The organism is Acidisoma cellulosilyticum (genome assembly GCF_020621385.1).
GTDB lineage: Bacteria > Pseudomonadota > Alphaproteobacteria > Acetobacterales > Acetobacteraceae > Acidisoma > Acidisoma cellulosilyticum.
Map to the genome: position 1 here is coordinate 227,171 of NZ_JAESVA010000005.1, position 11,494 is coordinate 238,664.

Here is an 11,494-nt window from a genome sequence, read left to right on the forward strand (position 1 = left end):
TGCCGTTTCGCTCAGAAATAACGCTCGAAAACGGTCATGACATCCCCGGGCTCGATTTCCGCACCACGCGGCGCGCGCCCTTCGACGGTCTGGCCGTCGATCTTGCGCAAGACGGAGAAATCATTGGTCTGGGCGCGATAGGTAAAGCCGCCGGCGATGGCGGCCAGGGTCAGCGCCGTCATCCCCGGCTCATAGGGATATTGTCCCGGCTTCACGACTTCACCGAGAATGAAAACCGGTCGGTATTTGGAAATCTCGACCGTCACGCTCGGGTTGTTGAGGAGCTTCCGCTGCTCAAGATCGGTCGCAATGATCTGGGCCAGCTGGTCCGTGGTCTTGCCTTTCGCCGGCACGTCACCCAGCAATGGCACCGAGATATTGCCGCGGTCATTGATGGTGAAACGGCCCGTCAGCTGGGTCTGGCCAAAAATCACGACGCGGACTTCCTCGCCCGTGCCCAGCGTATAGGTCTTGGCCGTGGTCTGCGGCAGCGGCGCCAGGTCAGAGCCGGGGGCGCAGCCGGCAAGCGCCAGGCAGGCCGCAAGGCCGATCGCCGGCAAACGCAGCGGAACGCTGCGCGATGCGGACAGGATGGGAGAGAGAAGGGTCATCATGGCCACCGCCCGGTTCCAGTTTCGTTAGAGAGGTTGGGATTTGTATTGTAACCACGTGCATTCAATGCGCGTCACTTAGCATAATGGGGCGGGTCCCGAGGTGGCGCTTGGCCAGGCTCGCCTTTGGCGGGACTGCGAGCCCGCCCCAATTGCCGCTGAGATCCGGCTGGCTGGGGGCGTTTCCGCCGCCGCCCAGCGTCGCATTCCAGGCCGTCTGCAATTCCAGCAGCCGCCTATCCTGGGGGGAGAGCGCCGCAGCTTTGCCGCTGAGCATAGCCTCCACGCGTTGCCGGTAGGGTAAGGCGAGCGCCAAGGTTTGCGAATGATAGCGCCCGGCGGCCTCGGTCCAGTCGCCCGTCTGCTCATGCAGGGAGATCAGGAAGCGTGCCGCGTAATTGGCATTATGCGTCGGGTCGAAGGCATCCGCGATCGTCCGGAAGGCATTGGGATGGTACATCAGATTGATCTGCATGCAGCCGACGTCGATCGAGGTGATGCCCTGCGCCTGCGCTTGTTCCACCCAGCCGATGGCGGCGGCTTTGGTCGCGAAGAAATGGCTCTGATTATCGGCCTGCACGGTCCAGGGCCAGGGACGACGGGTCGACCCGTTGCCCACTGGCCGCCCGGACTCCACTTCCGAGATCGCAAACAGCAGTCCGGCGGGCAAGGTATATTGCGCCTCGGCCGCCTGAACGGCATCGCCGCAGACCTGGCTCGCATCCTCCTGCCTGTCCAGCAGGCCCGCCTGAGCCGTGCTGACGGCACAGGGTGCCGCGAGGGAGACGCCGGCCGATGCGGCGAGCACGGAGAGGAATTTCAACGAACGACGGGTCATGCCGCCCGGCGCCCGGCGACATCGCACAGCAGTCGGGCCGAGGCCATCCAGCTGAGTTTCTGCGCACGCTGCAGCCCGCGCCTGGAGAGATCGTCGCGCAGCCCAGGCTCATCCAGCATGCGTTCGACGGCGCCGACCAGCGAGGCAGGGTCGTCCATGGTGAAATACAGCGCGTCCTCGCCGCAAATCTCCTCGACCGCGCCGCCGCGCGTTGCGATCACGGGACAGCCGCAGATCATCGCTTCCACCGGCGGCAGGCCGAAACCCTCATAACGCGACGGGAAAAGCAGGCAGGCGGCATTTTCGTACAAGGCCCGCAGCTCTGCGTCACTGGCGCGGCCCAAATGGCAAAGCGCTGCCTGATCCGCCGTATCCTGGAAGACAGCGCGATTGGCGCCGCCCGTCATGGCCACCACCATGCCGCGCTGGCCGAGCGCTTCGACAACCCTGTCCAAGGCGCCGAGATTTTTATGCGCGGCACGGCTGCCGACGACGAGGGCGTAACCGCCTGGCGTCAGGCCATGGCGCGGAAGCACCGTCTCATCGGCGGGGATACGCTTGATATGGTCGGCGCCCTCGTAAATCACCGCAATCCTGGCGGGATCGATGCCGAGAGAGGCCGCGATTCTGTGGCGGGAAAATTCCGAAACCGTGACGATGCGCGTGCCCATGCGGGCCAGCGCATGTTGCAGGCTCTTATACCAGAGGCGGAATTTCCAGGAATAGGAATAGGGCGTGTCGAAGACGCCGGCATCATGGATGACGACAATCTGGCTGCTGCCGCCGAGCAGCGGGGCGGTATTGCCGAGATTGATCAAGGTGCCGCCACGGGCCGCCTGCGGCAGATCGATCTGCTCCCAAAGCTGTCCTTTGCGACGTCCGACGGAGCGGGTTGGCAAAAAACTGTCTGACGCATCGCCGGCCAAAGCCCCCTCAGCCTTCAGCGGCGGGGTGAGAAGGGTGGTCAAAGGCCATTCGCCGTTCTGCACCAGGCCGTCGATCGCGCGCACAATTTCCGAGGCGAAACGCTGCACGCCCGTCACCGGCTGGGACAAGTATCGTCCGTTGACATAGACGGGACCGGTCATCATGCGAAACTGCCTCCCTTGTTGCGGCTCTCAGCGAGAATCGCGGAATTTGATTGCTTTATCGTAAAATTTTTCACGGAACGGCTTTCCTGCAGCATGCGGGCTGCTGTGCCCGTGACGCAGCCAAGCTGAAGGTAGAAGGCGATGTCGCTGATCGTCGGTGCGGAAACAAGGGCTGCGGCCAACTGACCGCAGAGCGCGGCGCCGAAACCGTCCAAGACCGCATTGCCCGGATGCTCGTGGTTCTGGCGGCCCGCGCGGCGCATCAGCCCTGTTACCTGCCAGGCGAGCGCAAGCACCATGAGCAGGCCGAAGATCCCGCCATTGGCGGACAGGCCCGGGATAAGGCTGGACGCCCGGAAACTGCCCCAGCCCACGCCCAACCCGTCCGTTTGCGTCAGCGTGCCTATGGCCGCGCCATCAAGCCCGCTGCGCTCCTCATAGGACTCGCTGTCTCCCTTGGATAGGGTTGAAGTGACAACTTCGTTCACCGCGTTCTGGAGCGATGGCACAAGGATGAGAAGCGGACCGACGATGACGATGCCGGCAATCGCCAGCATGCTGCCTTTTTTGAGCAGGCGCCCGATGGCCGCCGTATTGCCCGATAGAGCAGCGAAAGCGATCATCATCGGAAAGCCGGCGACGAGGGTCAGAAGGCCGGTCGTGGAGGTGGAGAGGAGCATCGCGAAGATCGACAGAATGAGCAGAATATCGACCCGCATGATCCGCCGGCCTTTCGCATTCAGCCAAAGGCAGCAGAAAAACAGGCCGGAGAGATAAAAGGCGAGGGCGGCCGGTTCCGAGAAGGTCGCCTGAATGCGCGGCACCGGGCCCAGCGATTGGTCGACGATGGCCCAGTTGGGGTTGGAATAGACCAAGGCCGCCGGGAAGGGGACATGCGCCACGCGATAGGCAAAATCCCAGAAGGTGATACCGATCACCAGATAGCCGCCCAGCAGATAGGCGCGGAGCAAGGATAAGTGCCGGAAACCGGGGCGCGTCACCAAAAGTGCGGCGCAGATGGCGACCATCGCATAAAGCGCCAGATAGAGCGTCTGCGTGACATTGCCCGAGGTGAAGCTCAGCGGCACATAGCCGGGATCGAGCAAGTCGGGCCTTTGCGGCCAGACCATGATGCGGCCCTGAAAAGCCTGCGGCAGAAACAGGATGGAGAGGACGGCATAGACGAGAAGACCGATGAGCGGCGTCATCGTCCTGAGAACCTGGCCCTCGCCGCTGTAGCGCATCCCGAGCGCATATTGCGCGCACACATAGGTCACGAAGATCAGCCCGGGCACCAGCGCCGGCTGCAACCCGAAACTGCCGAACAGGAAGGCGGCGCCGGCCTCGAAAATGGCCGAGACGAAGGCGAGTTGCAGCAGCCGGACCGGATTGGTTGCCCAAACAAGTCCCAGCGGCAGCAGCACGATGCCGAGTAAGGTGATTCCCATGAACGGTCAGGCGCGCGACGTGTTGTAGCCTTCGTAGTGCCGGAAGGGGTAAGACATCCGCCCGCCGGCCAGAACGGCCTTCTTCTGATTGACCTGCGTCATCATGACACCCATCACCGGAATGCGGCTGTCACGCAGCAGGCGGATCGAATCCTTCACCGCATCGCGCGGCGTCTTTTCCCATTGCACCACGGCTATGGTTGCATCAACATTTTGACCGAGAACCAAAGCATCCGCGATCGGAAGCACCGGCGGCGTATCCAGGATGATCAGGTCATAGCGATTGCGCGCATCGGCCAGCATGGCCTGCATGCGGGATGATGCCAGCAATTCCTGGCTGTCGGACCGCACACGGCCGGCCAGAATGACGTCAAGATTGGCTTCGGGCTGCCTTATCATCCGGTCGCTATTGCCAATGCTCAGGCCGGAGAGAATTTCGCATAGCCCTGGCCCTTCCGTGAGGCCGAGATAGCCGGCAAGGGAGGGACGGCAGAAATCGCATTCCAGCAACAGCACGCGCCAGCCGGCCGCGGCCATATTCTGCGCCAGCCGCGCGGAGAAAACGCTCTTGCCTTCCTTCGGCAGGGAGGAGGTCACCATCAGCAGTTGCGGCCGCGCGTCGCCAAGGACCCGCATCTGACCGCGCAGGCGGTTGAGCGATGCCGTCATCGCGACCTCCGCCGCAGCCCCGCGCCCGCCGCGCAGAACAGGGCGCTTGCGGCTGACCGCGGGCAGCATGCCCAAAAGCGGCAGACCGAGGACGCTTTCGATCTCCTCGGGCCGGCTGAAGCCGCCGCCGAGGCGTTCGAGCAGGATGGCGATGCCGACACCGACGGCGACCGCCAGCATAAGTGCCACCGCCAGGATCCGCGTGCGCTTCGGGGAGGAGGGCCCGAGCGGAGGCTCCGCGCCGGATACCAGCGAGGCATCAGCCTCCTGAATGCCGGCGACATTGGCAAGCTGGGCCGCGCGGGTCAGGAAGCTTTCATAGAGGTTGCGTGTCGCCTGGGCCTGGGATTCGAGCGTATTGAGGCCAAGCTCCGCCGCATTCTCATTGCCGACCGCCCCGCGCAGCTGATCCAGCTGCGCTTGCAAGGTCGCCTTTTGGTCGCGGGCGGCCTTCACCTGCACGGCGATACTGCGCGTGATTGCGGCCATTTGGGTGCTGATTTGATTCTGCAAGGTAAAGGCGCGTGCGCGCGCCGACCGCAATTCGGGATTGGCCGCTCCGAGCGTGGAGCTGAGTTCCGACGCGCGGGCTGAAGCGACCGCCGATTCCTGTACCAGTTCCGCGATGACGGGCGACGCCAGCACCGCCGGCAGATCGGACGGCGACATATGACCTTTCAACGCCGCCTGGGCCTGGACAAGCTCGCCTTCCTTCTCGCTCAGATCGCGCGAGACCTGCACCAATTCCGTGCTGGTCGCATCAAGCTGCTGCCGGTTGACGGTCTGCTCCTGCGCACTGCCGCTGTTGTTCTGGAGCGAGGGTGATGCTTCCGCCAGACCATGGGCCACGCGATAGGCTTCGACGGCATTGTCCTTCTGCTGCACTTCCTGCGCGAGCGAGCCGATCTGACCCTGCAGCCAGTCATGGGCGCGTTGCATGGCCGCATATTTTTCCTGCACCTCGAAGGCCAGGAACTGCTTCGCAAGCTCATTGGCGATGCGGGCGCTGACGGTGGGGTCGAGCGTTGTCACGGCAATGCCGAGCAGCCGGGAATGGACCTGATTGGAGAAGCTCATCTTGCCGCTGAGAATGCTGGACGCGATCAATTCACGGTCGCTTTGGGTCAGCGGCGGGCTGATCACCGGTTTGGCGATGTGAAGATCGACCATCCATGTCTGGACAAGGCTGCTGAGCCCGCCGGCATGCGGCATGAATTCGGGATCTTTGGTCAGACCGAGCGCCTGCACGACGCCGAGTGCCAGTGATGGCGAGCTCAAAATATCGATCTGCGTGCGCATGAGGCTCTCGGTGTCCTCGGCATCATTGGAGATGGCCTGAAGGTCGCTCACCTGCGTGCGCTGAGGGGAGATGAGCAGCGAGGCCTGCGCGGTATATTGCTTGGGCATCCGCTGAACCAACAGGAAGGCGCCCCCGAGCCCGACGATGAGGGCGAGGACGATGATCCATAGACGCCGCCGCAAGACCGCCCCCAGGCGCCCGAAGGGCACGGCAATGGGTTCGATGGCGGCCGTCGGGTCAATGACGGGTCTGGCCGCGACGTGATGGCGCTGGCTGGCCTCGATAGGCGATCGCTGAAAATTCTCATCCTGCATAGGCGAACTTGTCCTGCTGCGCGAACCAACTGGTCGTCAATCTCTCCACATAGATTAGCATCGGTGTTTGAATTTGCTCGGTCATTCCTGTGGAGGAGAACGAAGGGCGCCCCTAATCAATTTGGCTAGATCGACCTGGCCAGAACGCTAGACTAGCCAAGTCGAAATTTTAGCTTTGCACGGGCGCCTTGGACTAGGATCGAGGTCCCGCTTTGCAGGCAAGGGAGTTTACGATGACGCTTAATCTTGTGATCGGAATTCCGACCGTCGGTCGCGCGGATGTCGTTCGCGAGATCTTGATCGGCATTCTGCGTCAGTCGCGGCGTCCGGACCGCATCATCGTCTGCGGCAGCAAGCCGGCCGATGTCGTGGGGTTGGAGACGCTGGCCGGTGTCGAGATCATGCTGTCCCGCCCGGGACTGCCTCGGCAGCGCAATGCGCTGATCGCGGCGGCGCCCGAGGCCGATGCCATGCTGTTCCTGGACGATGATTTCGTCATGGCCGCGGATTACGTCGCCGCGATCGAATGTGCGATGGCTGATGATCCGACCATCATGGTCGCGACAGGCCGGGTGATCGCGGACGGCATCGGCGGGCCGGGCCTGCGCGTGGCGGAAGCAGAGCAGGCCATTCGGGCGGATCGGGCTGATCAGGATGTCATCGCGCCTGTCTTCTCCGGCTATGGCTGCAATATGGCCGTAAGGTTGGCACCGATGCGCGCCCATGCGATCGCCTTCGATGAGCGGCTGCCGTTGTATGGCTGGCAGGAGGATGTCGATTTGTCGCGACGCTTGGCGGCCTTCGGCAGCGTCGTGAAGGTGGAGGCAGCGGTTGGCGTGCATCTGGGTGTCAAGATCGGCCGGAATTCGGGCTTGCGCCTGGGCTATTCGCAAGTCGCCAATCCGCTCTATCTCGCCGGCAAGGGGGCCGGCTATCCGCTCGGCCGCGCGATCCAGCATATCGGCCGCAATCTCGCGATGAATATCGCGCGGGCGGCGCGCCCAGAACCCTATGTCGATCGCCGTGGGCGCCTGCGCGGCAATTTGCTCGCTTTTTCTGATCTCATCCGCCGCCGCATGGCGCCGGAGCGCGTGCTGGAGCTTTGATCCGAAGGGTCAGGCAGCCAAGGCCACAGGGGCCAGCGGAAATTCAATCGGCTGATCGGCGCAGCCGCGATAGGCCGCGTCGGCGAGGCGGGTATGCAGCGCCTTGTCGTCGGCGAGGCGCCGCAAGGCATCGGCCGCTGCCGTCACATCGGGTTCGGCCCAGTGGCTGCCACGATAGACGGCGGCCGCGTCGTCCACGGGCACCAGATCGTAGGGCACCAGGATGCTGTTCTCGGTCGTTGTGAAATCCATGTTGCCGGACCAACCGGTTGCGACGACCGGCACGCCATGGGCCTGCGCTTCCAGCATCGGAAGCCCGAACCCTTCGGAGCGATGAAGCGATAGCAGCACATCCGCGCTTGCATAGAGCGCGGATAGCGCGTCTTCGGTCATGAACTCTCGGATGATTTCGATATTTGGTGCGCTCAGCAGGCCGCCAAGCTGCGCGTCGAAGGCCTGCAATTCCTCATCCTTCGCCGAAATTTTCAGCAGCAGTCGGGCGTCGGTCGATTGTCCGAAAGCAGCTACAAAGGCGCGTACCGCGCCTTCCGGATTCTTGCGCGACAGGCTGGACCGGCTGTCCGCCATGGTCAGCACGGTGAAGGGCGCACCGTCGATACGAAGGCGGGCTGGCTCCGGCGGCAGGTAATGCGGGACCACCTCGACCGGTTTCCGCATCATGCGCACCAGGCTATCGCGTGAAAAACGGCTCGGCGTCCAAATTTCGTGCAGGCTGTCGTCGCAACCGGCCCAATCCGGCGGCGGATCGGGCAATTCCCAGGCCCAATAGCCGATCCGATAGGCGTCGCGGGCATGCGGCATTACCGCGCCGATCAGGCTGGCCGTCTGCGGTGCGCCCGAATGGAAAATATAGGCCGTCGCTGGATCATGGGGCAGGCGATAGAACGGATTGCGCAGCCCGGGCGTCGCATCGACCATTGTGGCGTCGATCCCGAGGCGGCGCAGCGCCTGCCATTGCAGAAAGGCGCCGCGCGTAATGCCGTTCTGCTTGCCATAGGCGGCGACGATCGCCACGCGATCGAAGCGCCGTGGGTTGATCCCGGTGCCGAGCCTATGTTTGGTCCAAGCGGAGCAGCCAGCGAGATAGCCTTCTCTCAGGTAACGTTTCAGATTGCCGCTCATGCCTTGTCCTCCGTCCCGGTCGCGCTGGACGCGAGCCGCAATGCCGGTCTTCCGGCGCCGACACGCGCCGCGCCGCGCCGCGTGTTTCCGTCTGAACCGACCAGCGGGTGACGTCCCGACATCGCATTCCCGGTTAAGGATGCTTCCGGCATCACCCGTTCCTGTGACGGCTCGCCTTGCCGAACGGGCAAGGACTTCCGTGTATCCGGCCCGTCGGCAAGCAAAAGGTTGATGGGCGCGAAGGTGCCGCCTTGATGAGCGAAGGCGAAAGACGAAATGGCCAGATCTATGCCGGTCGACTGTCTGGAAAGATGGCCGCTGGCACCGAGACGAAGAGAGTTTTTGACATTCGCCATCTGGTCGCCTGCCTCATCCCCGGTCACCAGAATGATCGGCTGTTTAAGATCGGCCGCACGCAGAGCCGCAATATCCTGCGGCAATTGATCGCCCATCGTCTGGGCATGCAATACGATCAGATCGATCTCCAATCGGGCCCGTTTTTCGATAAGGCTGCCGATGTCGTCGAACGGTACTGCCAGGATCGGCGATGCGCCTTGCGAGAGTGCTTTGCTCATGCATTCTCGGGTCAATTGACATTGATCCACCCAGGCTACACGGATGCGTCCCGGCATCACCTTACCCAGGCTAATGGTCTTGTTGACATGCTCGTTATCCCAAAACCAGGCTTTGCAGGGCTGCTGTCTTTGCAACAGCTGCTATTGACGCATCGGGCTTTGCCGAAAATTCCCTGAATCGTTTACCGCCCATCATTGCCCAATCAGCGCTCTCGTCTTGCTTAAGATAGCTTTGGGAATAGAAAAATAGGCCTCCTTGAACAAGGCTTGGATCTATAATCACTAAAGGCAATAGTCCGTTGAAGGGACGAGCCGAATGGCGGAAGCCAGTATAAGCGGCCTTCGCCAGCACGCAGGCCAGCAAAGGGTAAAGCGCATCCGCATCGCCTGCTTCCCGGCCAGATATGCGGCCGGATCAGCGCAATGGGATGAGCGCCTGGATCAGCTTTTTACGGGATGGTTTTGAAAAGTGGTGGGCCGCCCCAGCGGCCCTGAGATCGTCGAATGACGGTCTTAGACGGCCGAGCGGGTTTCGCTCTCGGGGTACAGCTTCAGGGCATTGAAGGCGGCCTGCGTCCGGTTCGTGGCACCCATCTTACGCATGATATTCCTGATGTGAACCTTGGCCGTGCTTTCGCTCATACCCAATTCGTGGGCGATGATTTTATTGGCCTTGCCCTGCTGGAGCTGGGCCAACACATCCCGCTGCCTTGCCGTCAGACGGTAGGGCGCGTCCTGGGCGATTTGCGGGGCCTGCGCTGCGGTTGCGTCAGACAGAAGAATATCGAGCGGGGCAAAGGTGCCGCCGGACTGCACGAAGCGGATGGCGGAGAGCGTCATGCCAAGGCCCATGCTCCGGGTGGAGATGAAGCCACTGGCGCCGGCGCGAAGCGCGTCACGGATGGTGTTGACCTGATAGCTTTCTTCCAGATCGGACAGGACGATCACCGGAATGGTTTCGAGTGCTTCGCAAACCGTTGTGATTTCCTGCAGGGACGCGTCATTCGCGCGATGTGAATACAGTATGACGACATCGACGTCCGCATCATCAGTGGCGAGAAAATCCTCCACAGACGCAAAGGTCTGAACCGACAAATCTGGTTGCATATCCGACATGACTTTCGACAGGCAGTCACGTGTCAGGGCATAGGAATCGATCCAGGCAATAACGGTAGCCTGACCGCGGATCTGATCGGAGGATGAGCCGCTATCGTCCGAATGGGCAGAGTTGCTGAACAATGTTTCAGCAGTCGATTGCATCAGCTCCTCATTCGATTGGCTGGTTTGCGGAAAAACTCGATCGAATTGACGAAACGCTTGACCCATTAGCTGTCTCCATAAAAAAATGCTGGTCATACAATTAAGTGCACTAGCAGCATTTGCACTAGTCAGATTTTATGAATTAGCCTTCTGACTAGTTTGATTTTTGACATTGCCCGTTTGAGGAAAAGAGCTACCCCATTAGGCGTCACGGACTGGTGAATAAAGTTAACAAGAAGTTGATTTATTAACGAAATTGATAAATCTATGCGGATCTCTCTTTGAGAAAGTCCTCGGCGCCCATTGCAACTTTCGTGCGATTGGCGACGCCCATTTTTTGCATAATGTTACGAACATGGACTTTGACTGTGCTCGCGCTCATGCCGAGTTCCTCGGCGATCAGCTTGTTCGGCTGTCCCAGGCGGATAAGCTCCAACACGGCAAGCTCGCGCTGCGTGAACCGCCCGTTCTCTGTTGTCTTTCGGATTCCGTTGGTATTTGACGGTGCTCCTTCCATGAACAGGAAATCTCGCGGCACGAAAGTGCCACCGGAATGGACGAGGCTGATGGCCGAAACGACCATCTGCAATCCGGTTCGCCGGGTAAGAATGAAGCCCGCCACATTTTGGGATAAAACATGGCGCACCAAGGCAGGGTCAAGCGTCGATGCGTCTGACAGAACCACAAGGCGTGCCGCAGGATAGGCAGCATGCAGAGCTTCGATCGCATGAATGTCGACCGTCTCCTCTGCGTGCGAATAATAGACGACCAATTCCGGCTTTAATCCCTCCTGGCTGAGGCATTCTTCCAGGGATTTAACAGCGTGAATCATAAAACCTGGTTGAGCGACCATGACTGCATTGGTAATGCATTCGCGGCTTAGCCGGGCAGCATCGACCCAAAGCATGGACAAGGATGCCGCATCAAGCGACAGCGAGGATGCATGCTCGTCCAGCCCGATAGTATGATTCCGGATTCGCTCAGAATCGTCGGATTCCATGTTCACAGCATTGTATTCCTCAAACCAATTCCCGGTGGCCTCTCCCGGTAGGACGTCATCGGGAGAGCGCGGGAGCGTCATGTTCTTGCAGTCGCAGCCATCCTGCTGTTGCGCTTTCGGCGAAAGCCTCAAACGGGGC

Annotated in this window: 11 protein-coding genes; 1 reads left to right on the plus strand and 10 read right to left on the minus strand. The window is 61.3% G+C overall.

Going from position 1 to position 11,494, the window contains the following annotated elements; translation table 11 throughout:
• Window positions 1–11: 11 nt before the first annotated feature.
• The 5 genes from ACELLULO517_RS15995 to ACELLULO517_RS16015 all read right to left on the minus strand — a co-directional run bounded on the left by ACELLULO517_RS15995 (window position 12) and on the right by ACELLULO517_RS16015 (window position 6,271).
• Window positions 12–614, minus strand: coding sequence for a polysaccharide biosynthesis/export family protein (locus ACELLULO517_RS15995; protein ID WP_227308411.1), 603 nt, complete (start codon window positions 612–614; stop codon window positions 12–14).
• 61 nt (window positions 615–675) lie between these two features.
• Window positions 676–1,449 (minus strand): transglycosylase SLT domain-containing protein, encoded by a 774-nt coding sequence (locus ACELLULO517_RS16000; protein WP_227308412.1) that lies wholly within the window; start codon window positions 1,447–1,449, stop codon window positions 676–678.
• Window positions 1,446–2,540, minus strand: a complete 1,095-nt coding sequence (locus ACELLULO517_RS16005) for a glycosyltransferase family 4 protein (RefSeq protein ID WP_227308413.1) — start codon at window positions 2,538–2,540, stop codon at window positions 1,446–1,448. Before ACELLULO517_RS16005 ends, ACELLULO517_RS16000 begins: the two co-directional genes overlap by 4 nt.
• On the minus strand, window positions 2,537–3,988 hold the full coding sequence (locus ACELLULO517_RS16010) for a hypothetical protein (RefSeq protein WP_227308414.1): 1,452 nt from the start codon (window positions 3,986–3,988) through the stop codon (window positions 2,537–2,539). Before ACELLULO517_RS16010 ends, ACELLULO517_RS16005 begins: the two co-directional genes overlap by 4 nt.
• Before the next feature lie 6 nt (window positions 3,989–3,994).
• Window positions 3,995–6,271, minus strand: coding sequence for a GumC family protein (locus ACELLULO517_RS16015; RefSeq protein WP_227308415.1), 2,277 nt, complete (start codon window positions 6,269–6,271; stop codon window positions 3,995–3,997).
• A 233-nt stretch (window positions 6,272–6,504) separates the two neighbouring features.
• Between ACELLULO517_RS16015 and ACELLULO517_RS16020 the strand changes: the two genes are divergently transcribed.
• Window positions 6,505–7,377, plus strand: a complete 873-nt coding sequence (locus ACELLULO517_RS16020; protein ID WP_227308416.1) for a glycosyltransferase family 2 protein — start codon at window positions 6,505–6,507, stop codon at window positions 7,375–7,377.
• A gap of 9 nt (window positions 7,378–7,386) precedes the next feature.
• Here ACELLULO517_RS16020 and ACELLULO517_RS16025 read toward each other — a convergent pair whose 3' ends face one another.
• The 5 genes from ACELLULO517_RS16025 to ACELLULO517_RS16045 form a co-directional block, all read right to left on the minus strand.
• Complete coding sequence (locus ACELLULO517_RS16025) at window positions 7,387–8,520, minus strand: glycosyltransferase family 4 protein (protein WP_227308417.1); 1,134 nt, start codon at window positions 8,518–8,520, stop codon at window positions 7,387–7,389.
• Window positions 8,517–9,095: a hypothetical protein gene (locus tag ACELLULO517_RS16030; protein ID WP_227308418.1), complete on the minus strand. Its 579-nt coding sequence runs from the start codon at window positions 9,093–9,095 to the stop codon at window positions 8,517–8,519. Before ACELLULO517_RS16030 ends, ACELLULO517_RS16025 begins: the two co-directional genes overlap by 4 nt.
• 94 nt (window positions 9,096–9,189) lie before the next feature.
• Window positions 9,190–9,459 (minus strand): hypothetical protein, encoded by a 270-nt coding sequence (locus ACELLULO517_RS16035; RefSeq protein WP_227308419.1) that lies wholly within the window; start codon window positions 9,457–9,459, stop codon window positions 9,190–9,192.
• Window positions 9,460–9,608: 149 nt separating this feature from the next.
• The gene (locus ACELLULO517_RS16040; protein WP_227308420.1) at window positions 9,609–10,451 is read right to left on the minus strand and encodes a response regulator transcription factor; all 843 of its coding nucleotides are present in this window, start codon (window positions 10,449–10,451) and stop codon (window positions 9,609–9,611) included.
• A 169-nt stretch (window positions 10,452–10,620) separates the two neighbouring features.
• Window positions 10,621–11,487, minus strand: coding sequence for a response regulator transcription factor (locus ACELLULO517_RS16045; protein ID WP_227308421.1), 867 nt, complete (start codon window positions 11,485–11,487; stop codon window positions 10,621–10,623).
• Window positions 11,488–11,494 lie beyond the last annotated feature (7 nt).

Excerpts from the sequence above, each read along its gene's own strand:
- ACELLULO517_RS15995 (WP_227308411.1), bottom strand. The coding sequence starts at position 614 with ATGATGACCCTTCTCTCTCCCATCCTGTCCGCATCGCGCAGCGTTCCG.
- ACELLULO517_RS16000 (WP_227308412.1), bottom strand. The coding sequence starts at position 1,449 with ATGACCCGTCGTTCGTTGAAATTCCTCTCCGTGCTCGCCGCATCGGCC.
- ACELLULO517_RS16005 (WP_227308413.1), bottom strand. The coding sequence starts at position 2,540 with ATGATGACCGGTCCCGTCTATGTCAACGGACGATACTTGTCCCAGCCG.
- ACELLULO517_RS16010 (WP_227308414.1), bottom strand. The coding sequence starts at position 3,988 with ATGGGAATCACCTTACTCGGCATCGTGCTGCTGCCGCTGGGACTTGTT.
- ACELLULO517_RS16015 (WP_227308415.1), bottom strand. The coding sequence starts at position 6,271 with ATGCAGGATGAGAATTTTCAGCGATCGCCTATCGAGGCCAGCCAGCGC.
- ACELLULO517_RS16020 (WP_227308416.1), top strand. The coding sequence starts at position 6,505 with ATGACGCTTAATCTTGTGATCGGAATTCCGACCGTCGGTCGCGCGGAT.
- ACELLULO517_RS16025 (WP_227308417.1), bottom strand. The coding sequence starts at position 8,520 with ATGAGCGGCAATCTGAAACGTTACCTGAGAGAAGGCTATCTCGCTGGC.
- ACELLULO517_RS16030 (WP_227308418.1), bottom strand. The coding sequence starts at position 9,095 with ATGAGCAAAGCACTCTCGCAAGGCGCATCGCCGATCCTGGCAGTACCG.
- ACELLULO517_RS16040 (WP_227308420.1), bottom strand. The coding sequence starts at position 10,451 with ATGACCAGCATTTTTTTATGGAGACAGCTAATGGGTCAAGCGTTTCGT.